The organism is Synechococcus sp. RedBA-s (assembly GCF_024345495.1).
Lineage (GTDB): Bacteria > Cyanobacteriota > Cyanobacteriia > PCC-6307 > Cyanobiaceae > Regnicoccus_A.
Map to the genome: position 1 here is coordinate 61,148 of NZ_JAGQBF010000012.1, position 16,092 is coordinate 77,239.

Annotated in this window: 20 protein-coding genes, 1 tRNA gene and 1 pseudogene; 12 read left to right on the forward strand and 10 right to left on the reverse strand. The window is 67.5% G+C overall.

Translation table 11 applies throughout. The features are described 5' to 3' along the window. The first annotated feature begins 8 nt into the window (after positions 1-8). Positions 9-1,175 carry a cell wall metabolism sensor histidine kinase WalK gene (locus KBY67_RS06820; protein ID WP_255110097.1) on the forward strand — a complete coding sequence of 389 codons (1,167 nt, stop codon included), beginning with the start codon at positions 9-11 and terminating at the stop codon, positions 1,173-1,175. A gap of 6 nt (positions 1,176-1,181) precedes the next feature. On the opposite strand, the gene KBY67_RS06825 is transcribed toward KBY67_RS06820, so the two are convergent. Continuing rightward, positions 1,182-1,436 carry a metalloregulator ArsR/SmtB family transcription factor gene (locus KBY67_RS06825; protein ID WP_315855563.1) on the reverse strand — a complete coding sequence of 85 codons (255 nt, stop codon included), beginning with the start codon at positions 1,434-1,436 and terminating at the stop codon, positions 1,182-1,184. Positions 1,437-1,586: 150 nt separating this feature from the next. Here KBY67_RS06825 and KBY67_RS06830 point away from each other — a divergent pair. Then, positions 1,587-2,112, forward strand: a pseudogene (locus tag KBY67_RS06830) (MFS transporter); the annotation flags it as partial. 16 nt (positions 2,113-2,128) lie between these two features. Beyond that, positions 2,129-3,169 carry a beta-carotene hydroxylase gene (crtR, locus tag KBY67_RS06835; protein ID WP_399214072.1) on the forward strand — a complete coding sequence of 347 codons (1,041 nt, stop codon included), beginning with the start codon at positions 2,129-2,131 and terminating at the stop codon, positions 3,167-3,169. A gap of 20 nt (positions 3,170-3,189) precedes the next feature. On the opposite strand, the gene gatC is transcribed toward crtR, so the two are convergent. Then, positions 3,190-3,483 (reverse strand): Asp-tRNA(Asn)/Glu-tRNA(Gln) amidotransferase subunit GatC, encoded by a 294-nt coding sequence (gene gatC, locus KBY67_RS06840; protein ID WP_255110099.1) that lies wholly within the window; start codon positions 3,481-3,483, stop codon positions 3,190-3,192. Positions 3,484-3,541: 58 nt separating this feature from the next. Next, positions 3,542-4,360, reverse strand: a complete 819-nt coding sequence (locus KBY67_RS06845; RefSeq protein ID WP_255110101.1) for a creatininase family protein — start codon at positions 4,358-4,360, stop codon at positions 3,542-3,544. A 110-nt stretch (positions 4,361-4,470) separates the two neighbouring features. On the opposite strand from KBY67_RS06845, the gene KBY67_RS06850 reads away from it, so the two are divergent. After that, positions 4,471-4,770 carry a DUF6679 family protein gene (locus tag KBY67_RS06850; protein ID WP_255110103.1) on the forward strand — a complete coding sequence of 100 codons (300 nt, stop codon included), beginning with the start codon at positions 4,471-4,473 and terminating at the stop codon, positions 4,768-4,770. Between the two features lie 39 nt (positions 4,771-4,809). Here the strand turns inward: KBY67_RS06850 and KBY67_RS06855 are convergent, their stop codons facing one another. Continuing rightward, positions 4,810-4,953, reverse strand: coding sequence for a hypothetical protein (locus KBY67_RS06855; RefSeq protein WP_255110105.1), 144 nt, complete (start codon positions 4,951-4,953; stop codon positions 4,810-4,812). A gap of 118 nt (positions 4,954-5,071) precedes the next feature. On the opposite strand from KBY67_RS06855, the gene KBY67_RS06860 reads away from it, so the two are divergent. Together KBY67_RS06860 and KBY67_RS06865 are read left to right on the forward strand one after the other, a co-directional pair. Beyond that, positions 5,072-5,731 (forward strand): DNA-3-methyladenine glycosylase, encoded by a 660-nt coding sequence (locus KBY67_RS06860; RefSeq protein WP_255110139.1) that lies wholly within the window; start codon positions 5,072-5,074, stop codon positions 5,729-5,731. Next, entirely contained in the window at positions 5,728-6,771 is a 1,044-nt protein-coding gene (locus KBY67_RS06865) for an aspartate carbamoyltransferase catalytic subunit (RefSeq protein ID WP_255110107.1), read from the forward strand. The genes KBY67_RS06860 and KBY67_RS06865 overlap by 4 nt, the downstream gene beginning before the upstream one ends. Here KBY67_RS06865 and KBY67_RS06870 read toward each other — a convergent pair. From KBY67_RS06870 to KBY67_RS06885, 4 genes are all read right to left on the reverse strand, one after another. Beyond that, positions 6,758-7,150, reverse strand: coding sequence for a DUF565 domain-containing protein (locus KBY67_RS06870; protein WP_255110109.1), 393 nt, complete (start codon positions 7,148-7,150; stop codon positions 6,758-6,760). The two genes, KBY67_RS06865 and KBY67_RS06870, sit on opposite strands and share 14 nt — an antisense overlap. Positions 7,151-7,245: 95 nt before the next feature. Further along, positions 7,246-7,446 carry a hypothetical protein gene (locus tag KBY67_RS06875; RefSeq protein ID WP_006172336.1) on the reverse strand — a complete coding sequence of 67 codons (201 nt, stop codon included), beginning with the start codon at positions 7,444-7,446 and terminating at the stop codon, positions 7,246-7,248. 132 nt (positions 7,447-7,578) lie between these two features. Continuing rightward, positions 7,579-7,740, reverse strand: coding sequence for a PCP reductase family protein (locus KBY67_RS06880; protein ID WP_255110111.1), 162 nt, complete (start codon positions 7,738-7,740; stop codon positions 7,579-7,581). Between the two features lie 174 nt (positions 7,741-7,914). Beyond that, positions 7,915-7,987 (reverse strand) — tRNA-Ala (locus tag KBY67_RS06885). A 137-nt stretch (positions 7,988-8,124) separates the two neighbouring features. Here KBY67_RS06885 and KBY67_RS06890 point away from each other — a divergent pair. Together KBY67_RS06890 and coaBC are read left to right on the forward strand one after the other, a co-directional pair. Then, positions 8,125-8,337 (forward strand): DUF2555 domain-containing protein, encoded by a 213-nt coding sequence (locus KBY67_RS06890; protein ID WP_255110113.1) that lies wholly within the window; start codon positions 8,125-8,127, stop codon positions 8,335-8,337. After that, entirely contained in the window at positions 8,327-9,631 is a 1,305-nt protein-coding gene (gene coaBC, locus KBY67_RS06895; protein WP_255110115.1) for a bifunctional phosphopantothenoylcysteine decarboxylase/phosphopantothenate--cysteine ligase CoaBC, read from the forward strand. Before KBY67_RS06890 ends, coaBC begins: the two co-directional genes overlap by 11 nt. Here coaBC and KBY67_RS06900 read toward each other — a convergent pair. Further along, the gene (locus KBY67_RS06900; RefSeq protein WP_255110141.1) at positions 9,567-9,857 is read right to left on the reverse strand and encodes a hypothetical protein; all 291 of its coding nucleotides are present in this window, start codon (positions 9,855-9,857) and stop codon (positions 9,567-9,569) included. The two genes, coaBC and KBY67_RS06900, sit on opposite strands and share 65 nt — an antisense overlap. A 186-nt stretch (positions 9,858-10,043) precedes the next feature. Here KBY67_RS06900 and psbO point away from each other — a divergent pair, with 186 nt between their 5' ends. The 4 genes from psbO to KBY67_RS06920 all read left to right on the forward strand — a co-directional run bounded on the left by psbO (position 10,044) and on the right by KBY67_RS06920 (position 14,722). Further along, entirely contained in the window at positions 10,044-10,862 is an 819-nt protein-coding gene (gene psbO, locus KBY67_RS06905; protein WP_255110117.1) for a photosystem II manganese-stabilizing polypeptide, read from the forward strand. Positions 10,863-10,995: 133 nt separating this feature from the next. Continuing rightward, the gene (gene sat, locus KBY67_RS06910; RefSeq protein ID WP_255110119.1) at positions 10,996-12,168 is read left to right on the forward strand and encodes a sulfate adenylyltransferase; all 1,173 of its coding nucleotides are present in this window, start codon (positions 10,996-10,998) and stop codon (positions 12,166-12,168) included. Positions 12,169-12,222: 54 nt separating this feature from the next. Then, positions 12,223-14,067, forward strand: coding sequence for an ATP-dependent zinc metalloprotease FtsH3 (gene ftsH3 / locus KBY67_RS06915; RefSeq protein ID WP_255110121.1), 1,845 nt, complete (start codon positions 12,223-12,225; stop codon positions 14,065-14,067). After that, entirely contained in the window at positions 14,042-14,722 is a 681-nt protein-coding gene (locus tag KBY67_RS06920; RefSeq protein ID WP_255110123.1) for a bifunctional 4-hydroxy-2-oxoglutarate aldolase/2-dehydro-3-deoxy-phosphogluconate aldolase, read from the forward strand. The genes ftsH3 and KBY67_RS06920 overlap by 26 nt, the downstream gene beginning before the upstream one ends. Here the strand turns inward: KBY67_RS06920 and aroC are convergent. After that, the gene (gene aroC, locus KBY67_RS06925; RefSeq protein ID WP_255110125.1) at positions 14,704-15,792 is read right to left on the reverse strand and encodes a chorismate synthase; all 1,089 of its coding nucleotides are present in this window, start codon (positions 15,790-15,792) and stop codon (positions 14,704-14,706) included. The two genes, KBY67_RS06920 and aroC, sit on opposite strands and share 19 nt — an antisense overlap. Between the last annotated feature and the right edge of the window lie 300 nt (positions 15,793-16,092).

Below are 16,092 nucleotides of genomic sequence, written 5' to 3' on the forward strand. Positions count from 1 at the left end.
CCGGGGCCATGACCCTGCTGCTGGCCCTGGGCCTTGGCATGCTGCTCGGCTGGCTGATCGCCCGGGGCCGTGGGCCCCGCTGGGGGCGGGGCGAGGCCGATGAGAGGAGCATCAGGCCGCTGCTGCCGGGGCTGGGGCGGCTGCAGTTGCTGGCCTGGCTGGAGGGGGCACCCCAAGGCTGGCTGGTGCTCGACGCTCAGCAGCGCATCCAGGCGATCAACCCGCGGGCGGAGCGCCTGCTGCAGCTCCCCGCCGATCGACTGGTGCGGGGGGAGCCCCTGCGCGCCGTGATTCAGCAGATGGATCTCGAGGAGGCGATCCGGCTGGTGGGTCGCCGCGGCCGGCCCCAGCGGCTGGAGTGGTGCCAGGGCAACGAGCCGCTGGAGGCCGTGCTGCTGGCGGGTGGTGAGGGCTGGGTGGCGCTGTGGATCAACAGCCGGCGATCCCTGGAATCCCAGCTGGATCAGCAGAGCCGCTGGGTGAGTGACGTGGCCCACGAGCTCAAGACTCCCCTCACCGCACTGATGCTGGTGGGGGAGCGGCTGGCGACGGAGACAGGCAAGGAGGCTGCCACCACTGGCGCCAGTGGTGGCAGCAGCAGTTCTGTGCTGGTGGATCGCCTGCAGCGGGAGCTCAAGCGGCTGCAGGAGTTGGTGGGCGATCTCCTGGAGCTCTCCCGCCTGGAGAACAGCCTTCCGTTGGATGAGAGCCGCTACGAGGTGCTCGACCTCTGGGAGCTGGCCGATGAGGCCTGGAGCAGCCTCAGGCCCCTCGCCGAAAGCCGCGGCGTCCGGCTGATCACCGGCCAGCGCCAGGCCAGCTTGCTCTGGGCCGATGCCTCAGGGCTGCACCGTGCCCTGCTCAACCTGTTTGAAAATGCCCTGCGCTACAGCCCCGGTGGCGGAGTGGTGGAGCTGAGCGTGGGCAGCAGCGGCCTTTGGTGGGAGCTGGAGGTGCGCGACCACGGACCTGGCCTCAGCCAGCAGGACCTGGAGCATCTGTTCGAGCGCTTCTACCGGGGTGACCCGTCGCGGGTGCGCAGCCAGCAGTCCGGCAGTGGCCTGGGCCTGGCGATTGTGCAACAGATCGCTCTCACCCATGGCGGCCGGGTGCAGGCCCGCAACCATCCCGACGGCGGCGCCGCGATCGAGCTGGTGCTGCCCAAGGGGGTCTGAGCGGCCTCAGGGGCAGGGTTTGGCGAGAGTGCCCCAGTTGGCCACCAGATCGGCCAGCCAGGCCTGCAGGGCTTTCAGGATTTCGGGGCGCAGGCGGTAATAGACCCAGCGACCCTCCTTTCGGTCGGCCAGCAGCCCCGCCTGTTTGAGCACCTTGAGGTGAAACAAAAGCTTCGACTGGGCCAGGCTCAGGTCGGTGACCAGATCACAGACGCCAGCGCTCACCGCCGGCCAGGGACTGTGGATCACCTGCAGTCGCACAGGATCTCCCCAAAGGGCTCCTGAGCGGTCGTGCGGTGTTCCAGGGGTTGATCACCTCCAAACCGCGATCAGCGCGGATCGTCAGGGTTGACCTTGGTGGTCGCCTGGCAAGCAGCGCACCCCGAGCAGACAACTTTCCTGAGGGGTCCCGGCGCCCGTGATGTCTGGTTCGTGGTGGCCCCGCCGGTGTTCCTGCAGGCGGCCCTGGGTTGGAAGTACTGGGAGGTGGGTGGCGCCCTGGGCCTCTGGGTGATCGGCTACGGGATCATTCAGGCCTCAGTGCCGGCCCTGCGGCGCAGCTGGGGCATAAGTGGCCCACCAGGGGCGTCTGCTGTGCAGTTCTGGAGCGCCGTGTTGACGGCCATCCCCGGCCTGATCGTCATCAGCCTGTGGCGCGAGGTGGGTAATCCCGGGGTGGCGCTGGTGGTGGGCCTGGCGGCCTTTCGGTGCGGTGTTCGCTATGAATTCCTCGATCAACAGCTCCATGGTGCTGGCCTACACCGATGCCGAATCGGTGAGCCTCAACGTGGGCTTCTATTACATGGCCAATGCGGCCGGCCGGCTGCTGGGCACCTTGCTCTCCGGCGCCCTGTTCCTGGCTGGTGAGCTTGCGCCTGCCCGTGCTGGCCCGGCAGCAGCCTGGCTGGTGCCCGTAAGGTGGGGAGCCGTTTGTTGAGGCGTGGTCTGCGGCGATGACCCAAATGTTGGCCCTGTCGCCGGAACCTGCCATCGATCCTTCGCCCTCAGGCGCCTCCATCCGCTCGGTGCCGAAGGAGTTCCTCGATCCACCCGCGGCCTGGAACCCCACCGTGGGTCTGTTTCTTGGCGGCTACGGGCTGGCGGCGCTCACCATCTGGGGCTGGTTCGTGCCCCAGTGGCCGCTACCGCTGCTGCTGGGCCTGGGTTTCCTGGCCCTGCACCTGGAGGGCACCGTCATCCACGACGCCTGCCACAACGCCGCCCACCCCAGCCGCTTCTGGAATGCGCTGATGGGCCATGGTGCCGCGCTGCTGCTGGGCTTCAGCTTTCCTGTGTTCACCCGGGTGCATCTGCAGCACCACGCCCACGTCAATGATCCGAAGCGCGACCCCGATCACATCGTCTCCACCTTCGGGCCGCTATGGCTGATCGCCCCGCGCTTCTTTTATCACGAAGTTTTCTTCTTCCGCCATCGCCTCTGGCGTAAATGGGAGTTACTGGAGTGGGGCGTGGCCCGCGCAATTTTCATTTCGATTGTGCTGGCCGCCTTCAAATTCAACTTTGAGCCGTTCATCTTCAACTGCTGGTTCGCGCCAGCTCTGATGGTGGGCGTCACCCTCGGGCTGTTCTTTGATTACCTTCCCCACCGCCCCTTCAAGTCGCGCAACCGCTGGCATAACGCCAGGGTCTATCCCAGTCGGCTGATGAACTGGCTGATCATGGGGCAGAACTACCACCTGATCCATCACCTCTGGCCGTCCATTCCCTGGTTTGAGTATCAACCGGCCTACCGGGCCACCCAACCACTGCTGGAGGCCAAGGGGTCGCCCCAGCGGCTGGGGCTGTTCGAAACCCCCCACGACGGCATCAACTTCCTCTATGACATCTTCCTGGGCATCCGCAGCCACAAACGCCGCCGCAGCCGCCTGCGCCCGATCGCCGCGCTGATGCCTACGTCCCGCTCCCGCCGCCACCTGATCTCGCTGCTGCACCGCACCGCTGTCTCACCGGTGCCGCGCTCCTCCGCCGGCTGAGGCCAGGCAGCCAGTTGGCTTCAGCTGGTGAGGATCTGGGGCACCCGGAAGAAATCGCCCTCGCGCTGGGGGGCCAGCTCCAGCAACTGCTCGCGCACGGGCGTTGGCTCCACCGCATCGCCGCGGGTCACATTGACCACCTCCACCGCCCGGGTGGTGGGGGGAACCCCCTCGGTGTCCACCTGCTCCAGGTGCGCCACGTACTCGAGGATCCGCTCCAGCTGGCCGGTGTAGGTGGCGATCTTGGCCTCAGGCAGATCCAGGCGAGCCAGCTGGGCCACCTTGTGCACGTCGTCGGAGGAAATCTTGCCCATCGAAGCGCTGTTGCTCGTCTGGGCTGAACCTAGCGGCAGCAGCCCAGTCGCCCTGGTCTCATTCGCTCAGGAAGGTCTCCAGATCGGCGCTGAGGGCCTCGGCGGCCAGCTCGAGGAAGCGTTGGCCGTCCTCGGCGCTGGCGAGGTAGGGGTCGGAGCCCATCCGCCCGTCGGGGTGGCGCCGGCGGAAATCCTCCGGCCCGTGGATCGGCCCGGCGGGCGCCGGCTCCGGCAGGGGCCGCTGCTTGGCCGCCAGGCTCGGTTCCAGGTGAAGGGTGAGGGCGATCTCGCTGGGGGTGGCGTGCTGCCCTTCCCGCTTGCCGTAGCGCTCACGCGCCTCACGCATCACCGGCCCGGCCATGAACCAGTTGGCCAGTTGGCAGCGCAGCTCAGGAGCCCCCGCCAGCCCCCGGCTGGCGGCAGTGGCGTAGGCCTCGGCAAAGGCGGCGCGGGTGGTGGCGATGTTGCCGCCATGGCCGTTGATCACGAAGATCCGCTCGAAGCCATGGCGGGCCAGCGAGAGCACCACGTCGTGGATCACGGCCAGCAGCGTGGAGGGCTGGAGGCTGATGGTGCCCGCGAAGCCCAGGTGATGCTCGGCCATGCCGAAGGCCTGGGCGGGGGTGACCAGCACACCGGTGCGGCGCCCCACCTCCAGGGCCACCGCTTCGGCGGTGAGGGCATCGGTGCCGATGGCGCCGGTGGGGCCGTGCTGCTCGGTGGAGCCCAGGGGCACGATCACGCCCCTGCAGCCCTGGAGATACTCCTCCACCTCGGGCCAGCTGCGCAGCTGCAGCCGGATCGCCTCCACGCTGGCGGCGGGGCCCGGCAGCGGGCTGCCGGCCGGCGCTGTGGTCTGGGGCGAGGAGATCGTCACCGGTGGCAGCTCGGCGACGGGGCCGAAACGATGGAACCCCTGAAGTATCCCTAGGATTGACGACATCCGGGCCCCGATCCGCACTCGGCCCGCTGGAGCCGGAACTCAGGATGCTGCACCGCAAGCTGGATCAGTTCTGCAGCGAGAAGCGACCGGTCTGGGTGTTCCTGCGCGATCAGCAGCGCTGGATCGAGCAGGCTCTGGTGGTGGAGATCGCCGGCGATCTGGTCACCCTGCGCTACGACGAGGAGGACGATGACGAACTGCACAGCTGGGAGGAGAGTGTTCGCCTCGATTCGATCGGAGCGGTGAGCACCCGCCTGGCTTTCTTCAGCCGCACCGCCAGGGCCGAGGATCTCGAAACCGCCGAAGACTGCCCCGAATCGGAGCAGTTGCATCGCCAGGGTTGAGCTGAGCGAAGCTCCAGCTCCTGAAGCTGGAGCTCAGGTTCAGTGGGCGGTGCCGTTGCCGTCGTAGTCGTCGCTGTCGTAATACCCACCACGGGTGCCGAAGTAGAGGGTTGTCAGGCAGAACAGACCGCTGCCGAGCAGCAGCACGGTGCCGAGATTGAAGCCGGAGAGAGCGTTGGACACGAAACAGACGCGACAGAGTTCCAGGAACCGACCCGTTGAAGGAGCGGTGAAGCCCACTCTGGCGGCTTTCGCCAGCGGGCCCGCCCCTGGGGCCAGCCCTGGAGCTGGGAGTGTCGATCTGCTGACGCCCGCCTTCTTTGCGCGGGGCGCCCATCTGGTGGGGCCGGATCTGGTGGGCTGTCAGCTGCTGCGCCGCTTCGAGGATGGGCGCTGGCTCCGGGGCCTGGTGGTGGAGACCGAGGCCTACTGCCAGAGCGAGCCCGCCTGCCATGGCCACCGCCGCCGCTCCCCCTCCAACGAAACCCTGTTCGGCCCGCCGGGGCGCTTCTACGTTTACGTCAGTCATGGCATCCATCACTGCGTGAATGTGGTCACCGACCGTGAGGGCTGGGCCAACGGTGTCCTGCTGAGGGCCGTGGCCCTGGCGGGTGAGCCCGAACGCATCGCCGCTGGCCCCGCCCTGCTGGCGCGCCGCTTCGGCCTCGATCGCCGCCACGACAGCCAGCCGCTGGATGGAACCTCCGGGGTGTGGCTGGCGCCGCGGCCGCCGGCCCTGCTGGCCTGGTGGCAGCAGCAGGAGATGCAGGGCCAGATCCCGCTGGTCACCACCACCCGCATCGGTATCAGCCGGGCGCTGGAGCTGCCCTGGCGCTGGTACCTCAGGGCCAGCCGCAGCGTCAGCCGCCGGGCCCGCGGCGACCGCACCTGGGCCCGCGGCCTGGCCCTGGATCCAGCCGCCCTGCTGCCTGCGGCGGCAGCAGCGGAGCTGGAGCCGTGAGCGGCTGGTCCCACCGGCACCTGATCGATCTGGCGGCCTTCAGCCTCGAGGATTTCGCCACCGTGCTGGAGCTGGCCCAGCGCTTCCGGGTGATGCCCGTGAGCGGCTCCCGCAAGCTGCCCGCCCTGCAGGGCCGGCAGGTCGTCAGTCTGTTCTTCGAGCCCAGCACCCGCACCCGCAGCAGCTTCGAGCTGGCGGCCCGCCGCCTCTCGGCCGATGTCCAGAGCTTCTCCCCCTCCTCCAGCTCCCTGAGCAAAGGCGAGAGCCTGCTCGACACCGCCCTCACCTACGTGGCCATGGGCGCCGATGTGCTGGTGGTGCGCCATCGCTGCGCCGGTGTTCCGGCGGCCCTGGCCCGCGACCTCGACCGTGAAAGGCGCAGCGGCGGCCGGCCGGTGGCGGTGCTCAACGGCGGCGATGGACTGCACAGCCACCCCAGCCAGGGGCTGCTCGATCTGTTCACCCTCGCCCGTCACTTCGCCCCGGAGCAGCCCGCACCGGCGGCACTGAGCGGCAAAACGATCGTGATCGTCGGCGATGTGCTGCATTCGCGGGTGGCGCGCTCCAACCTCTGGGCGCTCACCGCCTGCGGCGCCCATGTGGTGCTCTGTGCCCCGCTCACGCTGCTGCCCGAGGCCTTCACCCAGTTCGTTGCGGCCCCGCCCCCAGGTCAGGCCATGGATCCGGTGGTGCAGCGCGGCACGATCCGGATTGAGCGGCAGCTGGAGCGGGCCCTGCCGGGGGCCGATGCCGTGATGACCCTGCGGCTGCAGCGGGAGCGGATGCATCAGCACCTGCTCACCAGCCTGGAGAGCTACCACCGTCGCTTCGGTCTCAGCCAGGCCCGCCTGAAGCTGTGCGGGGCCTCAGTGCCGGTGTTGCACCCGGGCCCGGTGAACAGAGGTGTGGAGATGAGCGGCGACCTGCTGGATGATCCCCACCGCTGCCTGGTGGCGGAGCAGGTACGCAATGGCATACCGATGCGGATGGCCCTGCTCTATCTGCTGGCCGCCCGCGGCGATGAGCTCAGAGAAGCTTGAAGCCCTCCTGCAGCAGTCCGTAGAGCAGGCCGATACGACCCGCATCCACCAGCTGCAGGGTGAGGCGGTCTTGGGGACGCTGCAGCAGTAGCCGGCGGCAGCGGATCGAGAGTTCGATCGGCAGCACGCAGACCAAGGCCGCCAGGGGATCGAGGTAGTCCAGAGCCCCGGTGAGCATGCCCACCGCGCCGCCGAAGAAGAAGGCGCCCAGGCCGGTGATCAGCACCAGCGAGAGCCGCCGCCAGGGATTCTCCGCCCACTGGCGCAGGCGATCCCCCACCAGAACCACCTGACGATGCAACCGGGTCTGCTGCGGGCGGATCACCGAGGGGCCGATGGAAGAACGTGGGGGCCGTTGCTGGGGGACTGGCTGGGCCAACTGAAGAGGACTGGACGTTCCCTACAGGGTTCTCAACAGCCTTCTGCAGCAAGTTTACACCGTTTCAGACCCCCCTGCCAGTCGGGTGCCGGAGCTCAGCTTTCGCTGTCCTTGTTCTTGCGCGAGCCTTTGCCTTCCAGTAGCTCAAGCAGCGCCTCCATCTGGGCCATCACCCCACGTACCTCACCGGCCTCCGGCAGCAGGCCGTCTTCCATCACCCCCTGATGCATCTCGCGGAGTTCCTGGCGGATGTAGCGCAGGTGACTCACCACCTGCTCGCGCTTGGATTGCGACATGGATGGGGCATCCTGTAATGACCTCTCTTTTACCTGATGGCCGGTCTTGGCGGCCCCATCCAGGCCACAACGCCCGGCCCCACTGGGCCCGAGCCGATCACGAACCCCGCAAACAGGCACTGGACAGACCGCCTATTTCTCGCCGAAGCGGGCCTTGGCGGCGCTGTAGAAGCCGAGGTCGATGCTGGTGAGGGAGGCCTCAAGCGCCAGGCTTTCGATGCGGCGACGCACGGCAGGGCGCACGAAGAAAGGCACTTCCTTGAGCCTGGCTTCCGCTTCGGGTGTCCACACCATCCGTCACGTCCAGGGCGGTTCTGGTGGGAAGACTACGGGGCGGATGGTTGATGCCGTGTCTTCGGCAGGTTCCAGTTTCCACAAAGAGTTGAACTGAATCCCAGCTCCTTAATCAACAGCGGCTCTCGATAGTTCCATCGAGAAGACTGGATCGGGTGGCAGCAGAGAAAGAAATGGAGAATAGGGGACTCGAACCCCTGACCTCTGCGGTGCGATCGCAGCGCTCTACCAGCTGAGCTAATTCCCCTAGGGGGTATCCCTGGGGGCAATTTATCACCGCTGATTCGCCGTTGATCGCCTCTGGATCCTCCCCGCTCGCCCCGCCCTCGCCCAGGGGTGGACCTGATGCGCTGAAATTGAGGGGTGCTTCTCTCCACTGGCCCTGTGTCCGCAACCCCGATCACGCCTGAGCGGTTGGCTGCCTTCGATGAGGCAGCCATCGCCGAGCTGGCCCAGCGCCTCGACGACGACGACTACCCCAACCCCTTTGAAGCCCTGCAGGACTGGCACCTGATCCGGGCCCTGGCGATCCATCGACCGGACCTGGCGCATCCTTATGTGCATCTGGTGGACCAGGAACCGTTCGATGAGGAGTGAGCAGGATCCCCTGGCCGGCTGCAGGATCCTGGTGGCCATCAGCGGCAGCATCGCCGCCGTCAAGCTGCCCGCCCTTGTCAGTGCCTTGGTCCAGCGCGGCGCCCAGCTCCGCTGTGTGCTCACCCCCAGTGCCGCCCGGCTGGTGAGTCCGGTGGCCCTGGCCAGCCTCAGCCGTTCCCCCTGCCACCTCGACGAGGACCAGTGGAGTCACCGGGCGCCCCGCCCCCTGCACGTGGAGCTGGCCGAGTGGGCCGAGCTGGTGCTGCTGGCTCCTCTGAGCGCCACCAGCCTGGCCCGCTGGGTGCAGGGCAGCGGCGACACCCTGCTGGCCAGCACCCTGCTGGCCACGGAAGCCCCGGTTCTGGCCGCCGCCGCCATGAACACGGCCATGTGGCGTTCCCCCGGTGTACGGCGCAACTGGCAGGACCTGCAGGGCTTCGAGCGGGTGCTGCCCCTGGGGCCCGCCGCCGGTCTGCTGGCCTGCGACCGCCAGGGGGCCGGCCGGATGGCCGATCCGCAGCAGCTGCTTCTGGGGCTGGAAACCCTGCGCCTGCATGGCTGGCGCCGCGACTGGGAGGGGCGGCGGCTGGTGGTGAGCGCCGGCCCCACTCGCGAATGGCTGGATCCCGCCCGCTGCCTCACCAACCCCAGCAGTGGCCGGATGGGGGTGATGCTGGCCCAGGCCGCCCGCCTGCGGGGGGCTGAGGTCGACCTGGTGCACGGCCCCCTCAGCCTCGATCCGCTGCTGCTGGAAGGTCTGCATGCTCACCCCGTCGAGAGCGGTGCGGCCATGGGCGAGGTCCTGAAGCAGCTGCAACCGGCGGCTGATGCGGTGGCCATGGCTGCGGCCGTGGCCGATCACGGCCGTGCCGCACCCGAACTCCAGAAGCTCAGCAAGCAGGACCTGCTCGCCAGCCTCGGTGCCGGCTGGTGTGAGGTGCCGGATCTGCTGGCCCAGCTGGTGACTCGTCGCGGCGCCGGCCAACGGATCCTGGGGTTTGCCGCCCACTCCGGTGAGGTGCTTCCCCAGGCGCGGGCGAAGTTTCAGCGCAAGGGCTGTGATCTGCTCTTCGCCAATCCGATCGACCAACCGCAGGCCGGCTTCGGGGTGACCAGCAATGAGGGCTGGCTGCTGGGTCCGGGCGAGCGGGAGCTGCGCATCCAGTCGGCCGGCAAGTTCGCCGTGGCCCATCAGCTCATCAGCGCCCTCGGGGCCCTGCTGGATCCGCTCACGCCGCCAGCGGGGGCTCCTCGTGAAGGCCTTGCCGGCCGTCGCTCTGGAGCAGATCCATAAAGGTGCGCAGCTGCAGGCGGGGGATGTAGGGCCAGCCACCGCTGCGCTCCATGGCCCTGAGCAGGGCGAACAGCTGTTGGCGGTCCTCCGGCAGGCTGCGGCGGAAGGCGCCGTCCTGAATCGAGCGATGCAGGGTTTCCAGCTCCCGCAGCAGGGTCAGCAGCACCTCGGGCTGCCCTTCGAGCCCTTCGGCGAGCTGGTGCAGGTCCTGAGCCAGTGCCCCCATGGCCTGCAGGGGATCCTGAGGCTCGCGGGGAGCGTTGAAACCTTCGGTCATGACTGCCGTGTCGCGTCCCGTCCTACGGGTTGTTGAGAGCCGCAACATGGTATCGGGACTCGGGTTTTTCATCTGTAGGATCGCCGCTGGCGCACCCATCACCAAGGTTTCACCCTGCTTGTGCGGCTTCTCCCAATGAGTTTTCGACCCCTGCTGGCCCTTGTGCTGGCGCTCTGCCTAACGCTGGTCACAGCGTGCGGTGGCGGTGCCAAAGCCGTTGAACGGGCCAATGTCACCTACGACGACATCGTCAACACCGGCAAGGCCAACGACTGCCTGTCCCTTCCGGACTCGGCCCGCGGCTCCATCCCCCTGGATCCATCCGTCCGCTATCAGCTGCGTGAAATCTGCCTTCACCCCAGCGAAGTGTTCGTGAAGGGTGAACCGGCCAACAAGCGCCAGGAGGCTCAGTTCGTGGCGGGCAAGATCCTCACCCGCTACACCTCCAGCCTTGATCAGGTCTACGGCGATCTCAAGATCGATGGCGACCAGCTCACCTTCAAGGAGCTGGGCGGCATCGATTTCCAGCCGATCACCGTTCTGCTCCCTGGTGGTGAGGAAGTGCCCTTCACCTTCTCCAGCAAGCAGCTGATCGCCAAGGCCGTTGGATCATCCATCAGCCCCAGCACGGATTTCGAAGGCCCCTACCGGACCCCCAGCTACCGCACCAGTAACTTCCTTGATCCCAAGGGCCGTGGCCTCACCACCGGCTACAGCAGTGCCGTCGGTCTGGTGCCCGCCGGTGACGACGAAGGCCTCAACAAGGAAAACGTCAAGCAGTACGTCGATGGCACCGGCACCATGAACCTCTCGATCACCAAGGTCGACAGCGTCACCGGCGAGTTCGCCGGCGTGTTCTCGGCGGTGCAGCCCTCCGACACCGACATGGGCGGCAAAGTTGCCGTTGATGTCAAGGTCACCGGCGAGCTCTACGGCCGCCTTGAGGAGGCCTGAGCCCAGCCCCTTCCCAGGCTTTCCTCTGATCGGGCCCCTGCAGGGGCCTTTTTTTTGGCCGGCCCAGGTCTTTGACGCCCAGCCCTTGGCGCCCGGTCTGGAACAATCGGCTCCATCTGCCGCTGGCCGCTCCATGACCACCGCCGCTCCCTCCGGACGCTCCAGCACCGGCTTGATCCCCCCCCACGGCGGCACGCTGGTGGATCTGATCGTGCCGGCGGAGCAGCGGGAGGCGGCCAAGGCAGGCATTGATCGGGTGATCGAGTGCAGCCACCGCAATGCCTGTGATGTGGAGCTGCTGATGGTGGGAGGCTTCTCGCCGCTGCTGGGCTTCATGCACCAGGAGGACTACGAGGCGGTGGTGGCCGGATACCGCACCACGTCGGGGCTGCTGTTCGGCCTGCCGATCATCTTCGACACCGACCAGGAGGAGGTGGCGGTGGGCGAGCGCCTGCTGCTCACCTACCAGGGCCAGGAGCTGGCGGTACTCACCGTGGAGAGCCGCTGGGAGCCCGACAAGGTGAAAGAGGCCAAAGGCTGCTATGGCACCACGTCGCTTGAGCATCCGGCGGTGCGCATGATCGCCAGCGAACGGGGGCGCTACTACCTCGGCGGTGCCCTACAGGGCCTGGAGCTGCCCCAGCGGGTGTTCCCCTGCCGCACCCCGGCCCAGGTGCGCTCCGAGTTGCCCCACGGCCAGGACGTGGTGGCCTTCCAGTGCCGCAACCCGATCCACCGGGCCCACTACGAGCTGTTCACCCGCGCCCTGCACGCCACCAATGTGAGCGAGGGGGGTGTGGTGCTGGTGCATCCCACCTGCGGCCCCACCCAGGAGGACGACATTGCCGGGGAAGTGCGCTTCGAGACCTACGAGCGGCTGGCGGCGGAGGTGGCCAACCCGCGCATCCGCTGGGCCTATCTGCCCTACGCCATGCACATGGCGGGGCCCCGGGAAGCGCTGCAGCACATGATCATCCGCAAGAACTACGGCTGCACCCACTTCATCATCGGCCGCGACATGGCGGGCTGCAAGAGCTCCTTGAGCGGTGAGGATTTCTACGGCGCCTACGACGCCCAGGACTTTGCCCGAGATAACGCACCGGAGCTGGGCATGGAAACGGTGCCCTCCCTGAACCTGGTGTACACCGAAGAGGAGGGCTACGTGACGGCCGAGCACGCCGAAGCGCGGGGGCTGCATGTGAAGAAATTGAGCGGAACCCAGTTCCGGCAGATGCTGCGCAGCGGTGAGGAGATCCCGGAGTGGTTTGCCTTTCGTAGCGTGGTGGAGGTGCTGCGGTCCGCCTGACGGCCCCCAGCGACGGTTAACATTCTGTTACTTCCCTTCTCAGGAGCACGCAGGTTGAAAAAACGCTGGCGCAACGCGGGGCTCTATGTGCTCCTGGCGATCGTGGTGATTGCGGTGGGCTCCGCTTTCCTGGGTCGCCCTGATCCGGCCAATGCCCCCAGAAGCCTTCGCTACAGCGATTTCGTTGAGGCGGTTCAGGAGAACCAGATCTCACGGGTGCTCATTTCACCCGATCGGGGCACCGCACAGGTGGTGGAGAACGACGGCAGCCGGGCCGTGGTCAACCTCGCCCCTGACAAGGATCTGCTCAAGCTGCTGACCGATCACAACGTCGACATCGCCGTTCAGCCCAACCGCGAGCCGGCGGCCTGGCAGCAGGCCGTGGGCAGCCTGCTCTTCCCGCTGCTGCTTCTCGGCGGTCTGTTCTTCCTGCTGCGCCGTGCCCAAGGCGGTGGCGGCAACCCCGCCATGAGCTTCGGCAAGAGCAAGGCCCGCCTGCAGATGGAACCCCAGACCCAGGTCACCTTCGGTGATGTGGCCGGGATTGAGGGCGCCAAGCTCGAGCTCACCGAAGTGGTCGACTTCCTCAAGAACCCCGATCGCTTCACGGCCGTGGGAGCCAAGATCCCCAAGGGTGTGCTGCTGGTGGGCCCTCCCGGCACCGGCAAGACGCTGCTGGCCAAGGCCGTCGCCGGCGAGGCCGGTGTGCCCTTCTTCTCCATCTCCGGCTCGGAGTTCGTGGAGATGTTCGTGGGTGTGGGCGCCAGCCGCGTGCGTGACCTGTTCGAGCAGGCCAAGAAGAGCGCCCCCTGCATCGTCTTTATCGACGAGATCGACGCGGTGGGCCGCCAGCGGGGCGCAGGCCTCGGCGGCGGCAACGACGAGCGCGAGCAGACCCTCAACCAGCTGCTCACCGAGATGGACGGCTTCGAGGGCAACACCGGCGTCATCATCGTCGCGGCCACCAACCGCCCGGATGTGCTCGATTCAGCACTGCTGCGGCCGGGTCGCTTCGATCGCCAGGTGGTGGTCGACCGTCCGGACTACGCCGGCCGTCTGCAGATTCTCGGGGTCCATGCCCGCGGCAAAACCCTGGCCAAAGACGTCGACCTCGACAAGGTGGCCCGCCGCACCCCCGGGTTCACCGGCGCTGATCTGGCCAACCTGCTCAACGAAGCTGCGATCCTGGCGGCCCGCCGTCAGCTCACCGAGGTTTCGATGGATGAGGTCAATGACGCCATCGAGCGCGTCATGGCCGGCCCGGAGAAGAAGGATCGCGTGATGAGCGAGAAGCGCAAGCGGCTCGTGGCCTATCACGAATCGGGCCATGCCCTGGTGGGCGCCCTGATGCCCGACTACGACCCGGTGCAGAAGATCAGCATCATTCCCAGGGGCCAGGCCGGCGGCCTCACCTTCTTCACCCCCAGTGAGGAGAGGATGGAGTCGGGCCTGTATTCACGCGCTTATCTGCAGAATCAGATGGCCGTGGCCCTTGGCGGTCGCGTCGCTGAGGAGATCGTCTACGGCGAGGACGAAGTCACCACAGGAGCCTCCAACGACCTCCAGCAGGTGGCCCGTGTCGCCCGCCAGATGGTCACCCGCTTCGGCATGAGCGACAAACTGGGCCCCGTGGCCCTCGGCCGTGCCCAGGGCGGCATGTTCCTCGGCCGCGACATTGCCGCTGAGCGCGACTTCTCCGAAGACACCGCCGCCACCATCGATGAGGAGGTGGGTCTGCTGGTGGCTGAGGCCTACCGCCGCGCCAAGCGTGTGCTCATCGAGAACCGCCTGGTGCTCGATGAACTGGCCGAGATGCTGGTGGAGAAGGAAACGGTCGATGCCGAAGAGCTGCAGGAGCTCCTGATCCGCAGTGATGTGCGAGTGGCTGAGTACGTCTGAGTCGCTGACGCTGCAGGAGGAACTGCGGGCGCTGCCGCTGCTGGCGGTGCTGCGCCCGTTTCATCCGTTGGAGGCTGTTCCCCGGATCGCGCTCCTGGCCGCGGCCGGGATTCGCCATGTGGAGATCGCCTGGAGCCCCTCACGCCGCTGGAGCCACGGCTGCCGTGAGCTGACGCTCCGCTTCCCAGCCATCCGCTTCGGTGCTGCTTCGGTCCGCAGCCCCCAAGCCCTGGAGGCGACCCGGCAGGCCGGCTTCAGCTTCGCCTTCTCCCCTGTTCTCGATCCGTCCCTGATGAGCTGCGCCCAGCGGCTGGGAATCAACTTGGTCCCAGGGGTCTTGTCCCCCTCAGAGGTGCACCAGGCGGTGGCGCTGGGCTGCGCCGCCGTGAAGCTCTTCCCGGCCAGTGCTCTGGGCCCTGGCTACTGGGGCTCGCTCTCGGCGGCCCTGGACCCCTTGCCCTTCTGCATCGCCGCCGGTGGTCTGGAGGTGGCTCACCTCGATGGTTGGCTCCAGGGGGGCGTCAATGCCCTGGCCCTGGGCTCCACGCTGTTCGACCCCCTCAGTGCGGCGGCGGCTCTCCCCCGCCTGGATCCGCGCCTGGCTGGCTGGGTGGCGGCGTACGCCTCAGCTCCCCATCACCAGAGGCTGCACTGAGCCTGCTGGCGCAGCAGGTGGTCGGCCAGCACCAAGGCCACCATCGCTTCCACCATCGGCACCGCCCGGGGCAGCACGCAGGGGTCGTGGCGGCCCTTCGCTTCCAGCACCGTGGCTTCACCGCTGGAGGTCACAGTTTGCTGGGCCTTGCGGATCGTGGCGGTGGGCTTGAAGGCCACCCGCAGCACGATGGTTTCGCCGTTGCTGATCCCCCCCTGGATGCCGCCGGAGTTGTTGGTGGCGGTGCGCAGGCTGCCGTCACCGGTGGCCAGGAAGGCGTCGTTGTGTTCGCTGCCCCGCTGCAGGCTGCCGGCGAAGCCGGAGCCGATCTCGAAGCCCTTGGTGGCCGGCAGCGACATCAGCGCTTTGGCCAGATCCGCCTCCAGCTTGTCGAAGACCGGCATGCCCAGTCCCACCGGCGCTCGACGCACCAGGCATTCGATCACGCCACCGCAGGAATCACCCTCGCGGCCGATCGCCTCGATGCGCTCGATCATCCGCTCGGCGCAGGCGGCATCGGGACACCGAACGATGTTGGACTCCACGTCGGCAAGGGTGACGCCGGCCGGATCGATCGTGGCCTCGATCGTGTGGATCCGCTTCACCCAGGCGATCACCTCGGTGCCATGGGCGCGGGCGAGCAGTTGCTTGGCGATGGCACCGGCTGCCACCCGGCCGATTGTTTCCCTCGCCGAGGCCCGGCCGCCGCCGCTGCGGGCCTGGATGCCGTACTTCGCCTGGTAGGTGGCATCGGCGTGGGAGGGCCGGAAGGCCACCGCCATCTCGCTGTAGTCGCCGGGACGCTGATCCTTGTTGCGCACCACCATGGCGATCGGCGTGCCCAGGGTGACGCCATCGAGCAGGCCGCTGAGGATCTCGACGCGGTCGTCCTCCTTGCGGGGGGTGGTGATCTTGCTCTGGCCGGGTTTACGGCGATCCAGCTCCGCCTGAATGGCCTCCAGATCAAGGGCCAGCCGCGGCGGGCAGCCATCGACAATCACCCCCACACCGCCGCCGTGGGACTCCCCGAAGGTCTGAATCCGGAACTGATCGCCGAAGCTGCTGCCCATGGCTGCGTCACGCTGTCGCGAGCGTAGGGGACGCTCCCTGGCAGGGAAGTATCAGCCCGCGGCCGCCACTGCTCGCGCTGGTTCTCCAGCTTCAGAAACGGAATCGAGAGCCCCAGCAGCCCCAGCAGCAGTTCCATCGCCAGGCCTGGGGCTTGTTCCAACAAAAAAGCCCCTGCAGAAGCAGGGGCTTTCAGTGTCTTGATTGCTATCGCTGGTGATGCAGGGGTTGGGCCCGTAGACCCACCGCTTGCATCAGCCGATCGCAGGTGCGGTCAGCGCCACGGGGGTGGCTTCAGTGGA

What these genes read in the sequence shown, in the direction of transcription:
- KBY67_RS06820 (WP_255110097.1), top strand. Translation starts at nt 9, where the DNA reads ATGACCCTGCTGCTGGCCCTGGGCCTTGGCATGCTGCTCGGCTGGCTG.
- crtR (WP_399214072.1), top strand. Translation starts at nt 2,129, where the DNA reads ATGACCCAAATGTTGGCCCTGTCGCCGGAACCTGCCATCGATCCTTCG.
- gatC (WP_255110099.1), bottom strand. Translation starts at nt 3,483, where the DNA reads ATGGGCAAGATTTCCTCCGACGACGTGCACAAGGTGGCCCAGCTGGCT.
- KBY67_RS06850 (WP_255110103.1), top strand. Translation starts at nt 4,471, where the DNA reads ATGCTGCACCGCAAGCTGGATCAGTTCTGCAGCGAGAAGCGACCGGTC.
- KBY67_RS06875 (WP_006172336.1), bottom strand. Translation starts at nt 7,446, where the DNA reads ATGTCGCAATCCAAGCGCGAGCAGGTGGTGAGTCACCTGCGCTACATC.
- KBY67_RS06880 (WP_255110111.1), bottom strand. Translation starts at nt 7,740, where the DNA reads ATGGTGTGGACACCCGAAGCGGAAGCCAGGCTCAAGGAAGTGCCTTTC.
- coaBC (WP_255110115.1), top strand. Translation starts at nt 8,327, where the DNA reads ATGAGGAGTGAGCAGGATCCCCTGGCCGGCTGCAGGATCCTGGTGGCC.
- KBY67_RS06900 (WP_255110141.1), bottom strand. Translation starts at nt 9,857, where the DNA reads ATGGGGGCACTGGCTCAGGACCTGCACCAGCTCGCCGAAGGGCTCGAA.
- psbO (WP_255110117.1), top strand. Translation starts at nt 10,044, where the DNA reads ATGAGTTTTCGACCCCTGCTGGCCCTTGTGCTGGCGCTCTGCCTAACG.
- sat (WP_255110119.1), top strand. Translation starts at nt 10,996, where the DNA reads ATGACCACCGCCGCTCCCTCCGGACGCTCCAGCACCGGCTTGATCCCC.
- KBY67_RS06920 (WP_255110123.1), top strand. Translation starts at nt 14,042, where the DNA reads ATGTGCGAGTGGCTGAGTACGTCTGAGTCGCTGACGCTGCAGGAGGAA.
- aroC (WP_255110125.1), bottom strand. Translation starts at nt 15,792, where the DNA reads ATGGGCAGCAGCTTCGGCGATCAGTTCCGGATTCAGACCTTCGGGGAG.